Origin of the sequence: Roseateles chitinivorans (assembly GCF_050632235.1) — a bacterium.
Taxonomy (GTDB): domain Bacteria; phylum Pseudomonadota; class Gammaproteobacteria; order Burkholderiales; family Burkholderiaceae_C; genus Roseateles; species Roseateles chitinivorans_A.
On record NZ_CP192584.1, the window covers coordinates 5444777 to 5466478 of the forward strand.

20 protein-coding genes and 1 pseudogene are annotated in these 21702 nt (G+C 68.9%); 2 read left to right on the plus strand and 19 right to left on the minus strand.

What is annotated here, in order from left to right:
- Positions 1–49: 49 nt before the first annotated feature.
- The 17 genes from ACQ859_RS24785 to ACQ859_RS24865 all read right to left on the minus strand — a co-directional run bounded on the left by ACQ859_RS24785 (position 50) and on the right by ACQ859_RS24865 (position 19207).
- Positions 50–955 carry an SDR family oxidoreductase gene (locus ACQ859_RS24785; protein WP_431263206.1) on the minus strand — a complete coding sequence of 302 codons (906 nt, stop codon included), beginning with the start codon at positions 953–955 and terminating at the stop codon, positions 50–52.
- A gap of 78 nt (positions 956–1033) precedes the next feature.
- Entirely contained in the window at positions 1034–2020 is a 987-nt protein-coding gene (locus tag ACQ859_RS24790; RefSeq protein ID WP_431263207.1) for a glutathione S-transferase family protein, read from the minus strand.
- Entirely contained in the window at positions 2017–2490 is a 474-nt protein-coding gene (locus ACQ859_RS24795; RefSeq protein ID WP_431263208.1) for a GNAT family N-acetyltransferase, read from the minus strand. The genes ACQ859_RS24790 and ACQ859_RS24795 overlap by 4 nt, the downstream gene beginning before the upstream one ends.
- A complete protein-coding gene (locus tag ACQ859_RS24800; protein ID WP_431263209.1) occupies positions 2490–3509 on the minus strand; it encodes an NADP-dependent oxidoreductase in 1020 nt (339 codons plus the stop codon). Before ACQ859_RS24800 ends, ACQ859_RS24795 begins: the two co-directional genes overlap by 1 nt.
- A gap of 230 nt (positions 3510–3739) precedes the next feature.
- Complete coding sequence (locus ACQ859_RS24805) at positions 3740–4192, minus strand: PaaI family thioesterase (RefSeq protein ID WP_431263210.1); 453 nt, start codon at positions 4190–4192, stop codon at positions 3740–3742.
- Between the two features lie 24 nt (positions 4193–4216).
- The gene (locus tag ACQ859_RS24810; RefSeq protein ID WP_431263211.1) at positions 4217–5008 is read right to left on the minus strand and encodes an SDR family oxidoreductase; all 792 of its coding nucleotides are present in this window, start codon (positions 5006–5008) and stop codon (positions 4217–4219) included.
- 20 nt (positions 5009–5028) lie between these two features.
- Positions 5029–6849 (minus strand): acyl-CoA dehydrogenase, encoded by a 1821-nt coding sequence (locus tag ACQ859_RS24815; RefSeq protein ID WP_431263212.1) that lies wholly within the window; start codon positions 6847–6849, stop codon positions 5029–5031.
- A 42-nt stretch (positions 6850–6891) separates the two neighbouring features.
- On the minus strand, positions 6892–7722 hold the full coding sequence (locus ACQ859_RS24820) for a hypothetical protein (RefSeq protein ID WP_431263213.1): 831 nt from the start codon (positions 7720–7722) through the stop codon (positions 6892–6894).
- Positions 7723–7784: 62 nt separating this feature from the next.
- Complete coding sequence (locus tag ACQ859_RS24825) at positions 7785–8960, minus strand: acetyl-CoA C-acyltransferase (RefSeq protein ID WP_431263214.1); 1176 nt, start codon at positions 8958–8960, stop codon at positions 7785–7787.
- Between the two features lie 28 nt (positions 8961–8988).
- Positions 8989–11085: a 3-hydroxyacyl-CoA dehydrogenase NAD-binding domain-containing protein gene (locus ACQ859_RS24830; protein ID WP_431263215.1), complete on the minus strand. Its 2097-nt coding sequence runs from the start codon at positions 11083–11085 to the stop codon at positions 8989–8991.
- A 221-nt stretch (positions 11086–11306) separates the two neighbouring features.
- Positions 11307–11867 carry a hypothetical protein gene (locus tag ACQ859_RS24835; protein ID WP_431263216.1) on the minus strand — a complete coding sequence of 187 codons (561 nt, stop codon included), beginning with the start codon at positions 11865–11867 and terminating at the stop codon, positions 11307–11309.
- Between the two features lie 233 nt (positions 11868–12100).
- Positions 12101–12847, minus strand: a complete 747-nt coding sequence (locus ACQ859_RS24840; protein ID WP_431266649.1) for an ABC transporter ATP-binding protein — start codon at positions 12845–12847, stop codon at positions 12101–12103.
- A gap of 32 nt (positions 12848–12879) precedes the next feature.
- Entirely contained in the window at positions 12880–13671 is a 792-nt protein-coding gene (locus tag ACQ859_RS24845; RefSeq protein WP_421035957.1) for an ABC transporter ATP-binding protein, read from the minus strand.
- Positions 13668–15074, minus strand: coding sequence for a branched-chain amino acid ABC transporter permease (locus ACQ859_RS24850; RefSeq protein WP_431263217.1), 1407 nt, complete (start codon positions 15072–15074; stop codon positions 13668–13670). Before ACQ859_RS24850 ends, ACQ859_RS24845 begins: the two co-directional genes overlap by 4 nt.
- 3 nt (positions 15075–15077) lie before the next feature.
- Positions 15078–16022, minus strand: coding sequence for a branched-chain amino acid ABC transporter permease (locus ACQ859_RS24855; protein ID WP_431266650.1), 945 nt, complete (start codon positions 16020–16022; stop codon positions 15078–15080).
- Between the two features lie 151 nt (positions 16023–16173).
- Positions 16174–17442, minus strand: a complete 1269-nt coding sequence (locus tag ACQ859_RS24860; RefSeq protein WP_431263218.1) for a branched-chain amino acid ABC transporter substrate-binding protein — start codon at positions 17440–17442, stop codon at positions 16174–16176.
- Between the two features lie 94 nt (positions 17443–17536).
- A complete protein-coding gene (locus ACQ859_RS24865) occupies positions 17537–19207 on the minus strand; it encodes a 3-(methylthio)propionyl-CoA ligase (protein ID WP_431263219.1) in 1671 nt (556 codons plus the stop codon).
- 278 nt (positions 19208–19485) lie between these two features.
- Here ACQ859_RS24865 and ACQ859_RS24870 point away from each other — a divergent pair, with 278 nt between their 5' ends.
- Both ACQ859_RS24870 and ACQ859_RS24875 read left to right on the plus strand, forming a co-directional pair.
- On the plus strand, positions 19486–19809 hold the full coding sequence (locus ACQ859_RS24870) for a hypothetical protein (protein WP_431263220.1): 324 nt from the start codon (positions 19486–19488) through the stop codon (positions 19807–19809).
- A 41-nt stretch (positions 19810–19850) separates the two neighbouring features.
- Positions 19851–20405: pseudogene (locus tag ACQ859_RS24875) on the plus strand (methyl-accepting chemotaxis protein); the annotation flags it as partial.
- A gap of 166 nt (positions 20406–20571) precedes the next feature.
- Here ACQ859_RS24875 and minE read toward each other — a convergent pair.
- Both minE and minD read right to left on the minus strand, forming a co-directional pair.
- Positions 20572–20835 (minus strand): cell division topological specificity factor MinE, encoded by a 264-nt coding sequence (minE, locus tag ACQ859_RS24880; protein ID WP_088403459.1) that lies wholly within the window; start codon positions 20833–20835, stop codon positions 20572–20574.
- 17 nt (positions 20836–20852) lie between these two features.
- Entirely contained in the window at positions 20853–21665 is an 813-nt protein-coding gene (gene minD / locus ACQ859_RS24885; RefSeq protein WP_431263221.1) for a septum site-determining protein MinD, read from the minus strand.
- Positions 21666–21702 lie beyond the last annotated feature (37 nt).

Sequence of the window (21702 nt, forward strand, 5' to 3'; positions counted from 1 at the left end):
GTGCCGACGACGCACGCCCGTGCGCCGTCCGGGAGCGTCCCGCCCGGGGTCAGCCGCGCAGCGAGGCCCGCAGCGATTCCTTCAGCTTCTGGCCGATCTCCGGCTTGTCCTCGAACGGATCGGTCGGGTTGCGCAGCTGCATCACGTCCTCCAGCCGCGTCTGCACGCCCTTGAGCGCCTGCGGGTGGCTGAAGATGTAGAAGCGGTCCTCGTCCATCGCCTCGAACACCAGGCGCGCGACATCCGCCGCGGTCAGCTTGCCGGAGCTGACCGCCTTGTCGGTCATCGCCTGCGAGATCAGCTGGCTCTTGGTCGGCTTGCCGGCACCGAGTTCCCCGGGCCGGTTGCGGTGGCTCTGCGTGATGCCGGTCGGGACGAAGAACGGGCACAGCACCGACGCGCGCACCTGCTCCGTCACCAGCGCCAGGTCCTGGTACAGCGTCTCGCTCAGCGACACCACCGCGTGCTTGGACACGTTGTAGACGCCCATGTTGGGCGGGTTCAGCATGCCGGCCATCGAGGCGGTGTTGACGATGTGGCCCTGCCACGCCGGATCCTTGCCGGCAGCCTCCAGCATCATCGGCGTGAACAGCCGCACGCCGTGCACCACGCCCATCAGGTTGACGCCCAGCACCCAGTCCCAGTCGGCGAGCGAGTTCTCCCAGATCAGTCCGCCCGAGCCCACGCCGGCGTTGTTGAACACGACGTTCGGCGCGCCGAAGCGCTCGAGCACCGCAGCGGCCAGCGCCTCCATCTGGTCGGCCTTGGACACGTCGACGCGGCGCGCCAGCACCGGGTGCGCGGCGAATTCCGCGGCCGCCTTGTCGAGCGCGTCCTGCTGCACGTCGCACAGCACCAGGTTCATGCCGCGCGCAGCGGCGATGCGCGCCACCTCGAGCCCGAAGCCCGAGCCCGCACCGGTGATGACCGCCGTCTTGCCTTGATAGTCCTTCATGCGCCTGTCTCCTTGATCGTCGATGTCTTGTTCTTCGATGTCCGGTGGGCCCGTCGTGTCGTCGGCGGGCCGGACGGACTACGCCGCCTTCAGCGTGTAGCGGATGCGCGGGAAGTGCACGTGCACGCGGCCGGCGCGGTCGTCCTCGCGCGCCACCGTCACGGTGCGGCAGGTGAGTCCCACGAGTTCCCCGGCGACCGCGTCGCGCGCGTAGTCGTACGGCGTGACGGTCACGGCGTCGCCGGCGGCGAAGCCGAGCCCCTCCTCGACCAGCGCGGGTCGCGGCGTCGACGCCTTCGCCAGCGCGATCGCCCCGGCGCCGTCGAGCTTGCCCGCGCGTTCGCCGTGCCCGATCGCGGCGACACGTGCCATCCAGGCCCGCAGCGCCTCGTGCGGCTGGAAGATCTCGGCCAGCGGCCCGGTCCGGGTCACGAACCACAGCGGGTGGTAGACGCTGAGGTCGGCGATGCTGGTCTGGTCGCCGAGCAGCCACGGCCGGCCGTCGGACAGCATGGCCGACAGCCAGTCGAGGTACTGCGTCAGCGCCGCGCCGGCGTCGACGCCGCGCACCTGCGGCATGCCCTCGCTCATCGCCTTGCGGTCGGCGACGAAGATCTTCAGCATGTCCGGCGGCGCGCCGGCGAACAGCGCGGTCGCGCCCGCCGGCTGCATCGCGTAGGGCAGCGCCGTCCAGAACAGGTCGGTGTCGGCCCACTGCGCCAGCGTGCGCGCGTGGCCGGCGACGGCCGCGGGGAACAGGCCGGGCGTCGGACGCCGGCCTTCGAGCACCTCGGCGATCAGCGCGGTGTCGCAGTAGATGTCGGCTCCGAGCTGCAGGAACGGCGTGCGGCGGTAGCCGCCGGTCAGCGCCACGACGTCGGGCTTGGGCAGCACCATCGGCACCGTCACCGAGTGCCAGGCCAGACCCTTGAGACCGAGCATCAGCCGCGCCTTCTCGGCGAAGGGCGAGCTGCTGTAGTGGTGCAGGACGAGGTCGTCGGCCGACGGCAGACCGGCCGAAGCGGAGGAGGAAGAAGACGAGGACTCGGGGGTGGGTCCGCTCATGGCGTCGCCTCCTTGCGCATGTCGATGTGGGGGATGCCATCCTCGTCGTAGACGTCCGAGATCGGCAGGAAGCCGAAGCTGCCGTAGAACTCGCGCAGATGGGCCTGTGCGCCGAGTTCGATCGGCTGCCCCGGCCAGAGCTTCTCGCACTCGCGCAGCGCCTGGCTCATCAGCGCGCGGCCCAGGCCGCCGCCGCGGGCCGTCGGCGCCGTGATCACGCGGCCGATGCGGGCCGCGCCGTCGCCGATCGAGGGCGGCAGCAGCCGCGCGTAGGCGAAGAGGGCCTCGCCGCCATCGGCGCCCTGCCCCATGCCCTGCAGATGCCAGGCGTGCTCGTCGAGCCCGTCGGGATCCAGGTAGATGCAGCGCTGCTCGATGACGAAGACCTCGGCGCGCAGACGCAGCGCGCGGTAGAGGCCTCGGACACCGAGTTCGTCGAAAGGCTGGCTGATCCAGCGCGGGCCGGCCATCAGACCAGCTTCACCAGCTGCTTGCCGAAGTTGCGGCCCTTGAGCAGGCCGAGGAAGGCCTCGGGCGCGTTCTCCAGGCCTTGCGCGACGCTCTCGCGGAACTTCAGCTTGGCCGTAGCGACCAGCGTGCCCAGTTCCTTCAGCGCCTCGGGCCACACCTCCATGTGCTCGGAGACGATGAAGCCCTCGATCTTCATCCGGTTCGTGAGGATCAGCTGCGGCAGCGTCAGCGGGATCGGCTCGCCGTTGTAGCCGGCGATCATCCCGCACATGGCGATGCGGCTGAACGCGTTCGAGCGCAGCATCACCGCGTCGAGGATCATGCCGCCGACGTTCTCGAAGTGGCCGTCGATGCCGTCCGGGCAGGCGGCCTTCAGCGCGCCGCTGAGCGACTTCAGGTCGCCGTGCTGCTTGTAGTCGATGCAGGCGTCGAAGCCGAGTTCCTCGACGACGTAGCGGCACTTGTCGGCGCCGCCGGCGATGCCCACGGCGCGCGCGCCGCGCACCTTGGCCAGTTGGCCCACCGCGCCGCCCACGGCGCCGCTGGCGGCGCTGACCACGACCGTCTGGCCGGGCTTCGGATCGATGATCTTCACCAGGCCGTACCAGGCCGTCACGCCCGGCATGCCGACCGCGCCGAGATACGCGGAGAGCGGCACATGCGTCGTGTCGACCTTCTGCAGCACGCCGCGCTGGTTCGCGTCGACGAGCTGGTACTCCTGCCAGCCGCCCATGCCGACGACCTTGTCGCCGACGGAGAAGTGCGCGTTCTTCGACGCGACCACCTCGCCCACGGTGCCGCCGATCATCACGGCATCCAGCGGCTGCGGCGCGGCGTAGCTCTTGCTGTCGTTCATGCGGCCGCGCATGTAGGGGTCCAGGCTCAGGTAGTGGTTGCGGACCAGCACCTGTCCGTCGGTCAGGTCAGGGATCGCCTGCTCGACCAGCTTGAAGTTGTCGGTACCGGGCTCACCGGTCGGGCGGGAAGCCAGATGGATCTGGCGGTTCACTGGGCTCATGGAAGGCTCCTCGGTCGATGTCGGCCACGTCAGGACATGGCGCGTGGAACGGGATCGCGCGGCGCGGGCGCCCCTCGATCCGTGACGGAATGCCGACGATTGAACCACGCGGACCATGCCCGTCGCGTCCCTCGCGCGACAGAAAAGAACGAGCGTGCTTTTCCTGGGGCCATCGACGCTTCAGGCGCCCAGCGCCTTCAACGCCTTCGCCTTCAGCGTCGTCCGCGCGCTCAGTCCTCGCTGCGCTGCAGCGTCTTGAGGCTGCGGCCCTTCCCGGGCAGCGCCTTCAGGTACTTGAAGGTGCCGGTCGCATGGGCGCAGAGCTTGCCGTCCTCGCCATAGACCGAGCCGTCGCAGAAGGCCATCGTCGTCGAGCGGTGCAGCAGCCGGCCGACCGCGCGCAAGGCGCCCTCGCCGGGGCGCATGAAGCTGGTCTTCATCTCCACCGTGACCACGCCGGGACCGAAGTCCGGCTGGTCGCGGTGCGCGCTGCGCGCCGCATGCGCCATCGCCACGTCCAGCAGCGTCATCAGCACGCCGCCGTGCGCCACTTCCCACGAGTTCAGGTGCAGCTCGCGGATGTCGACCCGCAACTCGGCCTCGCCGTCGTCGATGCGGGTCAGCTCGAAGCCCAGTTGCTGGACGAAGGGGATGTGGACGGGGAACTTCAGCGGCTCGGACATGGGACGGAAAGGAGTGCGGCGGGATCAGCTGCCGTGGACTGCAGACACGCCACCGTCGACCGCGAGGATCTGCCCGGTGATGTGTTTCCCGGCGCGGCTCGCGAACAGCAGGGCGGCGCCCTTGAGGTCCTCATCATCGCCGATGCGCTTGAGCGGGGCGTGCTCGGCGAGCTTCTCCTCGCCGATCGCGGCCATCAGGCCCTTGGTCATCTTGCTGGGGAAGAAGCCGGGCGCCAGCGCGTTGACGGTGATGCCGTGCACGCCCCATTCGCCGGCCAGCGCGCGGGTGAAGTTCACCGCCGCGCCCTTGCTGGTGTTGTAGGCGATGGTCTTCATCATGCCGCTGTTGCCGCCCAGGCCGGCGATCGAGGCGACGTTGATGATGCGGCCCGACTTGCGCGGGATCATGCTGCGCTTCGCGACTTCCTGACTCATCACGAACAGGCTGCGGATGTTGAGGTCCATCACCTTGTCCCAGGCCTCGACCGGATGGTCTTCGGCGGGCGCGCCCCAGGTCGCGCCGGCGTTGTTGACGAGGATGTCGATCTTGCCGAGCTTCGCGAGCGTCTGCTCGACGATGCCGCGCGCCTGCGTCTCGTCAGACGCGTCGGCGGCCACGAACTGCGCCTCGATGCCGCGCGCCTTCAGATGCGCCACGGCCTCCTCCAGGTCGGCCGCCTTGCGCGAGCTCAGCATCAGCGTCGCGCCGGCCTCGCCCAGCGCCTCGGCGATCTGCAGCCCGAGGCCGCGCGATCCGCCGGTCACCAGCGCCACCTGGCCGGTCAGGTCGAAGAGGTCTTGCACCTTGCTGCTCATCGTCGTCTCCTTGATGTTGTTCAGAACCACGCGTCGCGCATCTCGCGCGTGAGCGCCTCGCGCCGCGCGACCACGCCCAGCCAGGCGTGGATCTTCGGCAGCTCGTAGGCGAAGAAGTAGCGCTGCGCGGCGCGCTTGCCATGGGCGAAGTCATCGTCCCGGCCGTCGAGCGCGAGCGCCACGTCCAGCCAGATCCACGCCAGCACCGTGTGCCCGAAGGCCTGCAGGTAGGGCGTCGCGTTGGCGAGCGCCGCTTCCGGCTCGCCGGTGGACCAGGCCTTCTTCGTGGCGCCGCCGACGGCGGCCAGCGCCGCGCCGAGCTCGTTGGCCGCTTCGGCAAGACCTGGCACCTGACCGGCGCGCTGCGCGGTGTCGCTGATGCGCGCGGCCAGCGCCATCAGCGCCTGACCGCCGTCCATCACGACCTTGCGGCCCAGCAGGTCCAACGCCTGGATGCCGTGCGTGCCCTCGTGGATCATGTTCAGGCGGTTGTCGCGCCAGTACTGCTCGACCGGGAAATCGCGCGTGTAGCCGTAGCCGCCCAGCACCTGGATCGCCAGCGAGTTCGCCTCCAGGCACCACTCGCTGGGCCAGCTCTTGGCGATGGGGATGAGCACCTCCAGCAACCGCTTGGCGGCGGCCACCTCGTCTTCCGACCCCGTGTGCTGCTCGTCGACGAGCCGCGCGCAGAACAGCTCCAGGGCGAGTCCGCCCTCGACGTAGCTCTTCTGCGCCAGCAGCATGCGCTTGACGTCGGCGTGCTCGATGATCAGCGCCTGAGGCCGCGCCGCATCCTTGACGCCGGCGGTCGTGACCGGTCGACCTTGGGGACGTTGCCGCGCGTACTCCAGGCTGGCCTCGTAGCCGGCGTAGCCCAGCATCACGGCGCCGAGGCCGACGCCGATGCGGGCCTCGTTCATCATGTGGAACATCTGCCGCAGGCCGTCGCCGGGCTTGCCGACGAGGTAGCCGATCGCGCCCTTCTTCCCGCGCGGCGTCTGACGCCCTTCGCCGAAGTTGAGCAGGCAGTTGGTCGTGCCGCGGTAACCGAGCTTGTGGTTCAGGCCCGCGAGCGCCACGTCGTTGCGCTCGCCGGTGAGCTGTCCGTCCGTGTCCACCAGGTGCTTGGGCACGATGAACAGCGAGATGCCCTTGGTGCCCGGCAGCGGTTTGCCGTCGGGGCCGGGGATCTTCGCCAGCACGAGGTGGACGATGTTCTCGGTGATCTCGTGCTCGCCGCCGGAGATCCACATCTTGTTCCCGGTGAGCCGGTAGCGCGGGCCGAGCGGATCGGCCTCGAAGTCCGCGCCATCGGCATCCGCGCGCGTGGCGACGTCGGACAGCGACGACCCGGCCTGCGGCTCCGACAGGCACATCGTGCCGAACCAGCGCCCGGACAGCTCGTTCATCGCGAAGACCTCGCGCTGCGTGTCCGTGCCGTGCGCCATCAGCAGGTTGGCGTTGCCGTTGGTCAGCATCGCGTAGCCGCCCAGGGACACGCTGGCCTTGCTGAAGAAGCAGTTGGCGGCCATCTCGACGACGCAGGGCAGCTGCATGCCGCCGTGCGCGTAGTCCTGCGCGGCGGCCAGCATGCCGGAGCCGACGTAGGCGGCGAGCGCCTCGTGCGTCGCCTTCGGCAGATGCACCCGCTCGCCGTCGAAGCGCGGCTCCTCGGTGTCGGCCAGGCGGTTGAACGGCGCGAACTTCTCGCGGGCGATCTTCTCGCAGGTGTCGAGCACCGCGTCGAAGGTCTCCCGCGCGTGCTCCGAGAAGCGCTCGCGCCGGCCGAGGTCCTGCACCTTCAGCCAGTCGTAGAGCAGGAAGTCGAGGGTCTGGCGCATCGCGCCCTCCTGGATGGCGTCAAGGCCTGGCGCGTGGCGCGCTCAGCCGTGGAGGTTGAACGCGAAATCGCGTTGGAGGCGCCACCCCGCCGGCACGCTCGCCGGCTTGGCGAAACGCTTCAGCGCACGGTGGCTGGTCTCCTGGAGCGCGGCGCGCAGCGTCTGCTTGACGCGGACGCTGTCGCGGTCGCGCACGTCGTCGCCGCTCATCGCGCCCGTCATGGTGCCCAGGCGCAGTTCCAGCTCCTCCCACTCGACGGTGGCCGTCGCCGGATTGAAGTCCATCCGGTAGCGGCCGTAGACCGCGTAGGCGGTGCCGACGCTGGGATACTCGATCTCTCCGGCGATCGCGTTCACGACGCCCACGAGGTACACGCAGGCGTCGAGGCGGCCCGCGGGCCAGCGGCGCAGCTGCGCGACGTAGGCCTCGGGCTCGTTGCGCAGATCGCGGCCGGCCTGGCATTCCTCGGGCAGTCCCGACGGATCCTCGAGGGCCCAGTACATCGCCGCCGCGCGGTCCCGGCCGCCCTCGGCCAAGCCCGCGATCATCCGCTGCCGGCCTTGCGGCTCGCCCGCGTCGTTGGCCTGCTCGAACAGGCGCGCGGCGCGGTCCCAGTCCCGCTTCAGGCAGAGGCCCTGCTCGTACAGGGTCCCGGCCAGCAGATAGACCGAGGGGTACTTGCGCTTGAGCCCGTCGTTGAGCCGGCTGGCCACCAGCGCGCAGTCGCTGGCGCGCAGCGCGTCATGGATGCCGGCGACCGCCTGCTCCTCGACCTCGCTCGGCGGCTCCTTGCGACCCGCGGCACCGGCGGGCGCCGCGGCCAGCGCGAACAGCACGCCCATCGCGGCAGCCGCCGCGGACGCCCTGAACACCGCAGGCACCGGCAATGCATCAGCCGCCGCCCGCGACGCGGCGACCTTCGACCTGCGCCGGCTCACAGGATCTCGAACACGCCGGCGGCGCCCATGCCGCCGCCGATGCACATCGTGACGCAGACGCGCTTGGCGCCGCGGCGCTTGCCCTCGATCAGCGCATGGCCGGTCAGGCGCTGGCCCGACACGCCATACGGATGGCCGAGCGCGATCGCGCCGCCGTTGACGTTCAACTTGTCCATCGGGATGCCGAGCTTGTCCGCGCAGTACAGCACCTGCACGGCGAAGGCCTCGTTCAGCTCCCACAGGTCGATGTCCGAGACCTTCAGGCCCAGGCGCTTGAGCACCTTGGGCACGGCGAAGACCGGGCCGATGCCCATCTCGTCGGGCTCGCAGCCGGCCACGGCGAAGCCGAGGAAGCGGCCCAGCGGCTTGAGGCCCTTCTTCTCGGCGTAGAACTCGCTGACGATCGCGCAGGCGCCGGCGCCGTCGCTGAACTGGCTGGCGTTGCCGGCGGTGACCACGCCGCCGGGCGTCGCCGTGCGGATGTCCTTGATGCTCTCGTAGGTGGTGCCCACGCGCAGGCCTTCGTCGACGCTCACGGTGACCTCGCGGGTCATCATGCCGCGCACCTTGTCGGCCACGCCGGCCATCACGGTGATGGGCACGATCTCGGCGTTGAACAGGCCTTCGGCCTGCGCGGCGCAGGCGCGCTGCTGGCTGGCCGCGCCGTAGCGGTCCATGCGCTCCTTCGGGATCTTGTAGCGCTGCGCGACGTTCTCGGCCGTCTGCAGCATGGACCAGTAGATCTCGGGCTTGTGCGCCGACAGCCAGCTCTCGTGGATCATGTGGCGGTTGGCCTCGTTCTGGACGCAGGAGATGCTCTCCACGCCGCCCGCGACGAACACCTCCGCCTCGCCCGCGATGATGCGCTGCGCGGCCGTGGCGATGGTCTGCAGGCCGCTGGAGCAGAACCGGTTGATGGTCTGCCCCGCGACGCTCACCGGCAGCCCGGCGCGCAGCGCGATCTGGCGCGCGATGTTGCTTCCGGTCGCGCCTTCGGGCGTGGCGCAGCCCATGAGGACGTCCTCGACCTCGCCGCCCTCGATGCCGGCGCGCTCCAGCGCCGCGCGCACCACGTGGCCGCCCAGCGTCGCGCCGTGGGTCATGTTGAACGAGCCCTTCCAGCTCTTCGCGAGCGGGGTGCGGGCCGTGGAAACGATCAATGCCTTGCTCATTCTTTTCTCCTGATGCGGTGCGCGGGGATCAGCCGTTGAAGCCCTTGCCCTGGTCGGCCAGGCGCTGCAGCAGCGGCGCGGGCTCCCAGAACTTCCCGTCGTCCAGCGGGTTCTTGGCGAAGCGCTTCATCGCCTGCACCACGTTGTAGAGGCCGACCGTGTCGGCGTAGCACATCGGGCCGCCGCGGTGCAGCGGGAAGCCGTAGCCGGTCAGGTAGACCATGTCGATGTCGGAGGCGCGCAGGGCGATGCCCTCCTCCAGGATCCTGGCGCCCTCGTTGACCAGGGCGAAGACCAGGCGCTGCACGATCTCCTCGTCGCTGATCCGGCGCGGCGTGATGCCCAGCGCCGAGCGGTGCATGTCGATCATCTCCAGCACGGTCTTCGACGGGATCGCGTCGCGCTTGCCCGGCAGGTAGTCGTACCAGCCGGCGCCGGTCTTCTGGCCGAAGCGGCCCATCTCGCACAGCAGGTCGGCGGTCTTGGAGTAGCGCAGGTCCGGCTTCTCCAGGTAGCGGCGCTTGCGGATGTACCAGCCCACGTCGTTGCCGGCCAGATCGCCCATGCGGAACGGGCCCATCGCGAAGCCGAAGCGCTCGAGCGCCTTGTCCACCTGCTGCGGCGTGCAGCCCTCCTCCAGCAGGAAGCCGGCCTGGCGGCTGTACTGCTCGATCATGCGGTTGCCGATGAAGCCGTCGCAGACGCCGGAGACGACGCAGGTCTTGCGGATCTTCTTGCCCAGCGCCATCACCGTGGCGAGCACGTCCTTGGCGGTGGCCGCGCCGCGCACGACCTCCAGCAGCTTCATCACGTTGGCCGGGCTGAAGAAGTGGGTGCCGATGACGTCCTGCGGGCGCTTGGTGAAGGCGGCGATCTTGTCGACGTCCAGCGTCGAGGTGTTGCTGGCCAGGATCGCGCCGGGCTTCATCACCGCGTCGAGCTGCTTGAAGACCTTTTCCTTGACGTCGATGTCCTCGAACACGGCCTCGATGACCAGGTCCGCATTGCCGATCTCGGCATAGCTCAGCGTGGTGCCCAGCAGGCTCATGCGCTGGGCGTAGCGGTCTTCCTTGAGCTTGCCCTTCCTGACCTGCGCCTCGTAGTTCTTGCGGATGGTGGCGACGCCGCGGTCCAGCGCCTCCTGCTTCATCTCGAGGATCGTCACCGGGATGCCGGCGTTGAGGAAGTTCATCGCGATGCCGCCGCCCATCGTGCCGGCGCCGATGATGGCGACCTGCTCGACCTTGCGCAGCGGCGTGTCCGCGGGCACGTCGGGGATCTTGGCGGCATCGCGCTCGGCGAAGAAGGCATGGCGCAGCGCCGCGGACTCGGGCGTCAGCATCAGCTGCTGGAAGGCGTCGCGCTCGGCGCGCATGCCGTCCTCGAACTTCATGGACACCGCGTTGGCGACGGTCTCCACGCACTGCAGCGGCGCGGGGAAATTCTTGGACATCGCGCCGACGGTGTTGCGCGCGAACTGGAAGTAGGCCTGGGCTTCGGGATGCAGGGCCTTGATGTCGCGCACGCGCGGCAGCGGGCGCTTGTCGGCGATGCCCATCGCGAACTGGACGGCGCCGTCGATCAGGTCGCCGTCGATGACCTTCTGGAACAGCACCTGGCCGGGGACCTGCGCGAGTTGCTCGCTGGCGACCGGCTCGCCGCTGACGATCATGTTGAGCGCGGGCTCCACGCCCAGCGCGCGCGGCAAGCGCTGCGTGCCGCCGGCGCCGGGCAGCAGGCCCAGCTTCACTTCGGGCAGCGCGATCTTGGCGCCCGGCGCGGTGACGCGGTAGTGGCAGCCCAGCGCCAGCTCCAGGCCGCCGCCCATGGCGACGCTGTGGATCGCGGCGACGACCGGCTTGGTGCAGGACTCGACGCGGGTGATCAGCGACCCCAGGTTGGGTTCGGCGAGCGCCTTGGGCGAGCCGAACTCGCGGATGTCGGCGCCGCCGGAGAACGCCTTGCCGGCGCCGGTGATCACGAGGGCCTTGATGGCGGGATCGCTCTCCGCCTTCTCGACGCCCTCGGCGACGGCCAGGCGCGTGGCATAGCCCAGGCCGTTGACCGGCGGATTGTTGAGCGTGATCACCGCGACCTGACCGCGGACTTCGTAGCTGGCACCCATGCTTCTTCCTTCCGATGCTGAAGAGTCTCGCCGCGGCCGAGTGTCTCCGAGGGACCGGCGGCGAAAAGAACGATCGTTCGATTCTAGGCAGCGCCGAGCCGCGCCGCTTGTCTCTGCTGTGACAGGGCGCTACGGGGGAAGTGCGGGGGGCATCGCGACGCGACGCGCGGGGGGGCGAGGACCTCAGGTGGGCCGGTCAGGAACGCCTGACCGGGCCGGGCTCAGAACGGCTTGTCCAGCTGCGTCGGCAGGAAGCCGCGCGAGTGGGGATCGTCGTTCGGATCCTCGTCCTGGATCTCGGTGCGGGCGAAGCCGCCGTCGACGCGTCCGTGGGCGCGGTCGTTGCGCGCGAGCGCGGCGTCGATGCTCGCGATCGTCGGTGCGGGGGCCGGAGCCGGGGCCGCAGGCGAGGCGCCACGCGGCTTCTCCATCGGGCGGAAGGCCGGCAGCGGCGTGGGCGCGCTCACCGGCGAGACGGAATCCAGCGGCAGCAGGGAGTCGGTGCTGCCGTAGCCCGACTCATGCGGCGCGGCGGCCGCCAGCTTGCGGCGCAGCCGCTCGACGGTGAGACGCAGCTCGCCGTGTTCCATCTGCATGCGCTCGATCTGGCGGCGCGCCTGCGTGGTCTGTTCGTTGAGCAGCAGGCGCGAGGACTCGATCCGGTCGATCAGCCGGCGCGCGCGCTTGAGCTTGGGCCACCACCACGCGCTCATGGCGGCGCCACCGACCGCCAATCCGGCCAGCGTCCCGACGGCCACCATCCATGGCTGCACCGAATTCATGGGGGGCTCCCTGTTCTTGTTGCCTGCCGGCCAATGTAGTGCCGGGGCCGCGCGAAGGGGAGCGGCGAGCCACCCCGATCAGGGGACGATACAACGCGTGCGGGGGACCACGAACGTGGGGGGTGGGGATGTCGGGAGGCGCCGCCGCGTCACGGCGGCGACAGGACGGTGCGAAAGGCGGAGCAAGAAGCCGTTCGAGGGGCGGAGCAAAGGACGGGAACGGCGGTCGCCGTTCAGACTTCCAGCCACTCCTTGCGCACGTAGGCGTTGGCACGCAGGTCGGCGGGCGTGCCTTCGAAGACGATGCGTCCGTGGCCCATCACATAGCAGCGCTCGGAGATCTCCAGCGCGATCGCCAGCTTCTGCTCGACCAGCAGCACCGACACGCCGCGCCGCTTGAGCTCCTTGAGGTACTCCGCGACCAGCTCGACGATCTTGGGCGCCAGGCCTTCGGTCGGCTCGTCGATCATGATCAGGTCGGGATCGCCCATCAGCGTGCGGCACAGCGTCAGCATCTGCTGCTCGCCGCCGGACAGCACGCCGGCCTCGGTGTGCTGGCGCTCCTTCAGGCGCGGGAACATCGCGTACATGTCGTCGAAGGCCCAGCGCGGCTTGGCGCCCTTGCGGCCGCCCTTCTCTCCGAGCATCAGGTTCTGGTGCACGGTGAGCTTGGGGAAGATGTCCCGGTTCTCCGGCACGTAGCCGATGCCGCGATGCGCGATCTCGTAGGCCTTGCGGCCCAGCAGCGCCTCGCCGCCCCACGCGATCGAGCCGGTGCCGTCGACCTGGCCCATGATGGTCTTCACCGTCGTCGAGCGGCCCGAGCCGTTGCGGCCCAGCAGGCTGACGATCTCGCCCGGGCGGACCTCCATCGTCACGCCGTGCAGCACGTGGCTCTTGCCGTAGAAGGCGTGGACGTTGTCGAGCTGCAGCGCGCGCGAGCCCGCCACGGCCGCGGACCCCGACGAGGCGGCGCGCATCGCGCCGATGTTGGTGTCGTTCATCGCGACGGTCATGCGTGGGCTCCCGCGGTCTGCGATTCGGCCAGCACCGAGCCGAGGTAGGCCTCCTGCACGCGCGGATTCGCGCGCACCGCGTCGGGCGTGTCGAAGGCGATCACCTCGCCGTAGACCAGCACCGCGATCTTGTCGGCCAGGCCGAAGACCACGCCCATGTCGTGTTCCACCGTCAGCAGGGTGCGGCCCTCGGTGACCTGGCGGATCAGCTGGATGAAGCGCTTGGTCTCGCTCTTGCTCATGCCCGCCGTCGGCTCGTCCAGCAGGATCACCTGCGCGCCGCCGGCGATGGTGATGCCGATCTCCAGCACGCGCGCCTCGGCATAGGTCAGGTTCACCGCCGGCACGTCGCGCTTCTTGTCGAGGTGCAGCATCTCCAGCAGTTCCTCGACGCGGTCGTTGACGTCGTCCATGCCGGCGAGGAACTTCCAGAACGCGTACTTGTGGCCCATGGACCAGAGCAGCGCGCAGCGGATGTTCTCGAACACCGACAGCCGCGTGAACAGGTTGGAGACCTGGAAGCTGCGCGACAGCCCGCGGCGGTTGATCTGGTAGGGCGGCAGCTGGTCGATGCGCTCGCCGAAGAGCCGGATCTCGCCGCTGGTGGGCGCGAAGCGGCCGCTGATCAGGTTGAACAGCGTGGACTTGCCGGCGCCGTTCGGGCCGATGATCGCGACGCGCTCGCCGGGCTTCACCGCCAGCTCCGCGCCGCGGATGATCTCGCTCTTGCCGAAGCTCTTGCGGACCGACTTCAGTTCCAGGGCATACGGGGCGTGGTGCGCGCTCACAGGCTCTCCCTCCGCTTGATCTCTTTCTCGATCTCTTCCTGGGCCCGGTCCCACTCGGCGCGGAACTCGCGGCGCACCAGCTCGAACAGGCCCAGCCCGGTCAGCAGCACGAAGCCGGCGCCGAACCAGGACTCGACGCTCTTCGCATCGAGCGCCACGCCCAGGTAGGTCATCTTCGGGCCGAGCGCCTCGTTGAGCTGCAGGTGGTAGAGCATCTCCACCATCGCCGAGCCGCCGACCAGCATGGTCAGCGCCGCGCCGGCCAGGCCGAGATACGACGGCCACAGCGACCGCAGCTTGCCGAAGGCCGCCAGCCTCAGGTTCATCATGATCAGCGAGGCGATGCCGCCCGGCGCGTACATCACCATGAACAGGAAGATCAGGCCGAGGTAGAGCAGCCAGGCCTTGGTCAGTTCCGACAGCAGCACGGTGGCCACGACCATCAGCACGGCGCCGATGATGGGGCCGAAGAAGAAGGTCGCGCCGCCGAGGAAGGTGAACAGCAGGTAGGCGCCCGAGCGCGCCGCGCCGACGACCTCGGCGTTGACGATCTCGAAGTTCAGCGCCGACAGCCCGCCCGACACGCCGGCGAAGAAGCCCGCGATCAGGAACGCCAGGAAACGCACCCACTGCGTGTCGTAGCCGATGAACTCGACGCGTTCGGGGTTGTCGCGCACCGCGTTGAGCATGCGGCCCAGCGGCGTGCGCGTGAACGCGAACAGCAGCGCCGTGCAGACGAAGGCATAGATCGCGATCAGGTAGTACACCTGGATCTGCGGCCCGAAGCTGATGCCCCAGACCGCCTTGCCGACGACGCGGTTGGAGGAGACGCCGCCCTCTCCGCCGAAGAACTCCGGCAGCATCAGCGACATCGACCAGATCAGCTCGCCCAGGCCCAGCGTGATCATCGCGAAGGGCGTGCCGGACTTCTTCGTCGACACGTAGCCGAACAGCGCCGCGAAGAACAGGCCCGCGAGGCCGCCGACGACGGGCACCAGCCCGACCGGCAGCGCGAGCTGGCCCGCGCCGACGACGTTGAGCGTGTGGATCGCCAGGTAGGCGCCCAGGCCGGTGTAGACGGCGTGGCCGAAGCTCAGCATGCCGCCCTGCCCCAGCAGCAGGTTGTAGGACAGGCACGCGATGATGGCGATGCCCATCTGCGAGAGCATCGTCTGCGCCAGGCTGCTGGTCCACATCAGCGGCGCCACGATCAGCGCCAGCGCGTAGAAGCCCCAGATCAGCCAGCGGCCGACGTTGTGCGGCTTGAAGTGATAGGTCTCGCCGCGTCTGGCCCGGGCATGGACGCGATGCGCGCCGCCGTGTGCCGGACCGGCGGCGGGCGGACCCGACGCAGCACCGGCGGAAGCGACGGGCGTGGAGGAGGAAGACATGACGACGGACATCGATCAGCCCTCCCGCGTGCCGAGCAGGCCCTTGGGCCGGAAGATCAGGATGAGCACCATCAGCAGGTAGGGCAGGATGGGCGCGACCTGCGCCAGCGAGAGCTTGAGCAGCGGATAGCCGAAGGTGTCGGGGCCGAGCTTGAAGACCTGCGCCAGGGACGCGTCGACGGTCAGCGGCAGGGTCTGCAGCAGCCCGATGACGATGGAGGCGACGAAGGCGCCGGCGAGCGAGCCGATGCCGCCGATGACGACCACCACGAAGATGATGGAGCCGACCAGCACCGCCATCGACGGCTCCGTGACGAAGGTGACGCCGCCGATGACGCCGGCCAGCGCCGCAAGCGCGCAGCCGCTGCCGAACACCAGCATGAACACGCGCGGCACGTTGTGGCCCAGCGACTCGACCATCTCCGGATGCGTCAGCGCGGCCTGGATGACGAGACCGATGCGGGTGCGCGTCAGCAGCAGCCACAGCGACAGCAGCATGAACAGCGCGACCAGCATCATGAAGGCGCGCGTCAGCGGGAACTTGGAGCAGCTCGCCACCGTGCACACGGCGGCCGGCGCATCGCCCCAGGCCATCTGCAAGGCCTGGCCGGGCGCGTGGATCAGCGTGAAGGCCGCGCCCTGCAGCGAGGGCGGCGGCGGGAACGGGACCGCCGTGCGGCCCCAGACGAGCTGGACCAGTTCCAGCACCACATACGACAGGCCGAAGGTGATCAGCAGCTCCGGGACGTGGCCGAACTTGTGGACGCGCCGCAGCGCGCCCCGCTCGAACACGGCCCCGAGGCCGCCCACCACCAGCGGCGCGAGGAACAGCGCGGGCCAGAACCCGACCCACCCGGCGATGGAGTACGCGACGTACGCGCCCAGCATGTAGAAGCTCGCATGCGCGAAGTTCAGCACGCCCATCATGCTGAAGATCAGCGTCAGGCCGGAGCTGAGCATGAACAGCAGCAGTCCGGAGGACAGGCCGTTCAGCAGGTTGATCAGGATCTGTTCCAAGAGTTCATCCTCTCAACATCCTCTCAAGGGCGCCGCATCGCGCGGCGCCGCCGCGAGCGGTCCGACGGACCGGCTCGCGGTGCGCGGACGTGCGTCAGCTCGGGCGCTTCATCTGGCAAGACGTCGGCGTCGAGCTCACATACGCGTCATAGGTCTTCACCGGCGCGAAGTTGAAGCCGGTGTTCTCGACGTTGTACGGATGCTTGGCGTCGACCTTCTCCCAGCGCGAGATGTAGATCGGCTGCTGCAGCTGGTGGTCGCCCTTGCGGATCTCGACGTCGCCGTTGAAGGACTTGAACTTCAGGCCTTCCAGCGCCGCGGCCACCTTCACCGGGTCGGTGCTCTTGGCCTTGGCCATCGCCGCGCCCAGCGCCGAGTAGATGTGGATGACGCTGCCGGTGTAGAAGTCGTCGTTGAACTTGGCCTTGAACTCGTTGGCCCAGGTGTCCATCTGGCCGCCCATGTTGTTGTAGTTGTAGGCCGCCTGGTAGACGCGTCCCGCGCCGGCCGCGCCCATGGCCGTCGGCGTGCCGGTGACGCCGGCGTAGTAGGTGTAGAACTTGCCGTTGTAGCCGGCCTCGGAGGCGGCCTTCACCAGCAGCGCCAGGTCCGAGCCCCAGTTGCCGGTGATCACGGTGTCCGCGCCGGCGGCCTTGATCTTGGCCACGTAGGGCGCGAAGTCGCGCACCTGGGCCAGCGGGTGCAGGTCCTCGCCGACGATCTGGACGTCGGGCCGCTTCTTGGCCAGCCCTTCCTTGGCGTACTTCGCGACCTGGTGGCCGTGCGCGTAGTTCTGGTTGAGCAGGTAGACCTTCTTGACGTCGGGCTGGTCCTTCAGGAAGGTGGTGATCGCCTCCATCTTCATCGACGTGTCGGCGTCGAAGCGGAAGTGCCAGTAGCTGCACTTGCTGTTGGTCAGGTCCGGGTCCACGGCCGAGTGGTTGAGGTACACGACCTCCTTGCCGGGATTGCGCTCGTTGTGCTTGTTGACGGCGTCGATGATCGCCAGCGCCGCGCCCGAGCCGTTGCCCTGCGTCACGTAGCGCACGCCCTGGTCGATGGCCGACTTCAGCGCGTTGAGCGATTCGGCCGGGCTGAGCTTGTTGTCGATCGGGATGATCTCGAACTTCACGCCGGCCGGGTTCGTCGCGTTGAACTTCTCGGCGAAGAACTGGAAGGACTTCACCTGGTTCTGCCCCACCGGCGCCATCAGGCCCGACAGCGGATCGATCCAGGCGATCTTCACCGTCTCGCCCTTCTGCGCATAGGCGCCGGAGGCGGCGGACAGCGCGCTCAGGGCGACGGCGGCGAGCACCGTGCGGCGGGGCGTGACGGCGGTCGAGGACTTGCGGATCTGGTTCATGTCTGTCTCCGGAGATGTTGTTGATGTAGGACGCTGAACAGCAAGGAAATCGCAGAGATCCCGATGACGCGCGGGGTCGCGGGAAGGCGGGGGCTCAGCAGCCCGGCAGCTTGTGGCCCTTGAACTGCTCGCGCAACTTGAGCTTGAGCATCTTGCCGGTGGCGGTGTGCGGGATCTCGTCGACGAACACGACGTCGTCGGGCACCTGCCACTTGGCGATCTTGCCCTCGTAGAAACCGATCACCGCCTCGCGGGTCAGCGCCGCGCCGGCGTCGGTGGGCTTGCGCACGACGACCAGCAGCGGGCGTTCGTCCCACTTCGGATGCGCGACGGCGATGACGGCGGCTTCATGGATCGCGGGATGCGCCATCGCGATGTTCTCGACGTCGATGGAGCTGATCCATTCGCCGCCGGACTTGATCACGTCCTTGCTGCGGTCGGTGATCTGCATGAAGCCGTCGGCGTCGATCGCGGCGACGTCGCCGGTCGGGAACCACAGGCCGGCGTCGCGGCCGTCCTCACCGGTGACGCGGATCAGCGGCGAGCCGTCGTGGCCGAAGTAGCTGTCGATGACCCACGGGCCGCGCACGACCAGGTTGCCCGAGCTCTTGCCGTCCCACGGCAGCGCCTGGCCGCCGTCGTCGACGACGGCCATGTCCACGCCGTAGATCGCCTTGCCCTGCTTCTCGAGAAGGTGGCGCTGCTGCTCCTTGGGCAGTTCCAGCTGGCGGCTGCTGAGCCGAGACAGCGTGCCCAGCGGCGACATCTCCGTCATGCCCCAGGCATGGATCACGTCGACGCCGTAATCGTCCATCAGCGTGCGCAGCATCGCCGGCGGGCAGGCGGAGCCGCCGATCACCGTGCGCTTGAAGGTCGAGAACTTCAGGCCGTTGGCGCCGACGTAGTTCAGCAGTCCCAGCCACACGGTGGGCACGCCGGCGCTGAAGGTGACCTTCTCGGTTTCGAACAGCTCGTAGAGCGACTTGCCGTCCAGGTGCGGTCCAGGCAGCACCAGCTTGCAGCCGACCAGCGCGGTGCTGTAGGGCAGGCCCCACGCGTTGACGTGGAACATCGGCACCACCGGCAGGATCACGTCGCGGCGCGAGGACGCCATCGCGTCCGGCAACGCCGCGCCGTAGGCATGCAGCACCGAACTGCGATGGCTGTACACGGCGCCCTTCGGATGGCCGGTCGTGCCGCTCGTGTAGCAGATGCTGGACGCGGTGTTCTCGTCGAACTCGGGCCAGACGTAGTGCCCGTCCTCCGCGTCGACGAGCTGCTCGTAGCAGCGCAGGTTGGGGATCGAGGACTCGGCCGGCATGTGGGCGCGGTCCGTCATCAGGATGAAGTGACGCACCTGGCCGAGCTGCGGCGCGATCTTCTCGACCAGCGGCAGGAAGGTCAGGTCGAAGCACAGCGCGCGGTCATCGGCGTCGCCGGCGATCCAGGCGATCTGCTCGGGGAACAGGCGCGGATTGATCGTGTGGCAGACCAGGCCGGAGCCCGAGGTGCCGTAGTAGATCTCCAGGTGGCGGTGGCCGTTCCAGGCCAGCGTGCCGACGCGCTCGCCGGCTTTCAGCCCGAGCCGCGCGAAGGCCTGCGCGAGCTGCCGGGCGCGGAACTCGACCGCGCCCCAGGTGGTGCGATGCAGGTCGCCCTCGACCCGCTTGCTGACGATCTCGGTATCCCCGGAATGGCGCGCCGCATGCTGGATCAACGATGAGATCAGCAAGGGCATAGCCATCATCTGGCCCATCAGTGCCATGTCGTCTCCTGGATTCTGTTGCCGGAGCCTCTCGGCTGCCGTGTCGCGAAGGACGCGATCCGGCAGCGCACGGGCGCCTTGATGTCGGCTGTTCGAGTCAGTCTATCGACCGCCCCGGGCGCCTCGCGTCACCCTAGTGACGCGGCGGCGTTTCAGGCATAGGGGATTACACGGGACCGCGGCGGGCGCAAGCTCTCTTGGCAGCGGCACGCGGCGGTGCTCAGATTCAGTGCGTCCAGGCCCTCTCATCGAAAAACCAGAACCTCCAGGAGACGACGATGCGGCTCAACGACCTTCCCCTGACCAGCAAGCTCAACGGCGCGATCGTGCTGTTGATCGTGGCGATGCTCGTGGTGGGCACCTTTACGTTGTGGCGCAGCGATCGCATCACCAGCGAGTCCGGCACGGCCATCAACGAGGCGCAGGACATCATCCGCAAGTCCTTCCAGTGGCAGGGCATGACGCAGACGGCGGTGGCCAGGAGGGCCACGCGCAGGAGGCGCGCCAGACGGCGGCCGACGCGCGCGCGGCGCTGCGCTGGCAGGCGGGGTTGGGTGCGCTCGTCATCGCGGCGGTGGGACTGTTCACCGCGTGGCTGCTGAGCCGCGCGATCGTGACGCCGATGGCGCAGGCGGTGAAGGTCGCCGAGGCCGTCGCGGCCGAAGGTGGCCAGGCGGTGCAGCAGGTCGTGGCGGTGATGCGGCAGATCGACGAGAGCTCGCGCCGCATCACCGACATCATCGGCACGATCGACGGCATCGCTTTCCAGACCAACATCCTCGCGCTGAATGCGGCCGTCGAAGCGGCGCGCGCCGGCGAGCAGGGACGGGGCTTCGCGGTCGTCGCCAGCGAGGTGCGCGCGCTGGCGCAACGCAGCGCGGCGGCGGCCAAGGAGATCAAGACGCTGATCGTCGACAGCGGCGCCAAGGTCGAGGCCGGCACGCGCCTCGCGGGCTCGGCCGGCGAGACCATGGGCCAGATCGTCGAACAGGTGAAGCGGGTCTCCGACCTGATCGCGGAGATCAGCCACGCCAGCGTCGAGCAGAGCCAGGGCATCGGCCAGGTCGGCGACGCCATCACGCAGCTGGACCAGGTCACGCAGCAGAACGCCGCGCTCGTCGAGGAGGCCGCCGCGGCGGCCGAGAGCCTGAAGCACCAGGCCGCGCAACTGAACCAGGCCGTCGCCGTCTTCAGACTGTGATCACCCGAAGTCCTCGGTGGCAAAACCGGGGCAGTGAGACCGTGGTGGGGGACGGCTGTGCTGGGGGTTTTGCCGCTTGCCGGCAAGGCCCCTGCACTGGCGACCAACGCACCGACCCCAGCAGTTGGGCGGTCGCTCCGGCTGCGGGGTCGGCGGCGTGGGGTCAGAGCTTGCGGCCTTCCGGCAGCTCGATCTTGACCTCCAGGACTTCGAGGTCGTCCTGGCGCTCCATGTGGACCTTGATGTCGTCCGGGTTGATGGAGACGTACTTCGAGATGACCGCGAGCAGCTCGCGCTGCAGTTGCGGCAGGTAGTCGGGGCTCGCGCCGCGACCGTTGCGTTCATGGGCGAGGATCAGCTGCAGGCGCTCCTTGGCGACGCTGGCGGTGCTTTTCTTTTCGCCCAGGAAGAAGGACATGAATCCCATGGTCTCTCCCTTGGGTGTCAGCGGCTGAACAGACGCTTGAAGAAGCCCGGCTTGACGGCCTCGACGAAACGCATCGGCTTGTCCTCGCCCAGGAAACGGGCGATGACGTCGGCGTAGGCCTCGGCAACATCCGTTCCCTTCATGTGGAGCGCCGGCAGGCCCTGGTTGGACGCCTGCAGCACCACTTCGCTTTCCGGGATCACACCGATCAGCGGCGTGCGCAGGATCTCGTGGATGTCCTCGAGCGAGAGCATCTGCCCACCCTCGACCCGGTTGGGGTTGTAGCGCGTGATCAGCAGGTGCTCCTTGACGGGCTCCTTGCCTTCGATCGCGCGTTTGGTCTTGCTGTTGAGCATGCCCAGGATGCGGTCGCTGTCGCGCACCGAGGAGACCTCGGGGTTGGTCACCACCAGCGCCTCGTCGGCGTAGTGCATGGCCATCAGCGCGCCGGTCTCGATGCCGGCCGGCGAGTCGCAGACGATGAAGTCGAACTCCATCGCCTTGAGCTCGTCCAGCACGCGCTCGACGCCTTCCTGCTTCAGCGCGTCCTTGTCGCGCGTCTGCGAGGCCGCCAGGATGAAGAGCTTGTCCAGCTGCTTGTCCTTGATCAGCGCCTGGCTCAGCTTGATCTCGTCGTTGATGACGTTGATCAGGTCGTACACGACGCGGCGCTCGCAGCCCATGATCAGGTCGAGGTTGCGCAGGCCGACGTCGAAGTCGATGACGGCGGTCTTGTAGCCGCGCATCGCGAGGCCGGTGGCAAAGCTGGCACTGGTGGTGGTCTTGCCCACGCCGCCTTTGCCGGAAGTCACCACAACGATCTTGGTCATGGGGCTAGGTCCTTTTTTCAGAGTGTCTGGTTGGGAG

Bases quoted from the DNA above. Each gene is read 5' to 3' on its own strand.
- ACQ859_RS24785 (WP_431263206.1), bottom strand. From the start codon at position 955: ATGAAGGACTATCAAGGCAAGACGGCGGTCATCACCGGTGCGGGCTCG.
- ACQ859_RS24790 (WP_431263207.1), bottom strand. From the start codon at position 2,020: ATGAGCGGACCCACCCCCGAGTCCTCGTCTTCTTCCTCCTCCGCTTCG.
- ACQ859_RS24795 (WP_431263208.1), bottom strand. From the start codon at position 2,490: ATGGCCGGCCCGCGCTGGATCAGCCAGCCTTTCGACGAACTCGGTGTC.
- ACQ859_RS24800 (WP_431263209.1), bottom strand. From the start codon at position 3,509: ATGAGCCCAGTGAACCGCCAGATCCATCTGGCTTCCCGCCCGACCGGT.
- ACQ859_RS24805 (WP_431263210.1), bottom strand. From the start codon at position 4,192: ATGTCCGAGCCGCTGAAGTTCCCCGTCCACATCCCCTTCGTCCAGCAA.
- ACQ859_RS24810 (WP_431263211.1), bottom strand. From the start codon at position 5,008: ATGAGCAGCAAGGTGCAAGACCTCTTCGACCTGACCGGCCAGGTGGCG.
- ACQ859_RS24815 (WP_431263212.1), bottom strand. From the start codon at position 6,849: ATGCGCCAGACCCTCGACTTCCTGCTCTACGACTGGCTGAAGGTGCAG.
- ACQ859_RS24825 (WP_431263214.1), bottom strand. From the start codon at position 8,960: ATGAGCAAGGCATTGATCGTTTCCACGGCCCGCACCCCGCTCGCGAAG.
- ACQ859_RS24830 (WP_431263215.1), bottom strand. From the start codon at position 11,085: ATGGGTGCCAGCTACGAAGTCCGCGGTCAGGTCGCGGTGATCACGCTC.
- ACQ859_RS24835 (WP_431263216.1), bottom strand. From the start codon at position 11,867: ATGAATTCGGTGCAGCCATGGATGGTGGCCGTCGGGACGCTGGCCGGA.
- ACQ859_RS24840 (WP_431266649.1), bottom strand. From the start codon at position 12,847: ATGCGCGCCGCCTCGTCGGGGTCCGCGGCCGTGGCGGGCTCGCGCGCG.
- ACQ859_RS24850 (WP_431263217.1), bottom strand. From the start codon at position 15,074: ATGTCCGTCGTCATGTCTTCCTCCTCCACGCCCGTCGCTTCCGCCGGT.
- ACQ859_RS24855 (WP_431266650.1), bottom strand. From the start codon at position 16,022: ATGCTCAGCTCCGGCCTGACGCTGATCTTCAGCATGATGGGCGTGCTG.
- ACQ859_RS24860 (WP_431263218.1), bottom strand. From the start codon at position 17,442: ATGAACCAGATCCGCAAGTCCTCGACCGCCGTCACGCCCCGCCGCACG.
- ACQ859_RS24865 (WP_431263219.1), bottom strand. From the start codon at position 19,207: ATGGCACTGATGGGCCAGATGATGGCTATGCCCTTGCTGATCTCATCG.
- ACQ859_RS24870 (WP_431263220.1), top strand. From the start codon at position 19,486: ATGCGGCTCAACGACCTTCCCCTGACCAGCAAGCTCAACGGCGCGATC.
- minE (WP_088403459.1), bottom strand. From the start codon at position 20,835: ATGGGATTCATGTCCTTCTTCCTGGGCGAAAAGAAAAGCACCGCCAGC.
- minD (WP_431263221.1), bottom strand. From the start codon at position 21,665: ATGACCAAGATCGTTGTGGTGACTTCCGGCAAAGGCGGCGTGGGCAAG.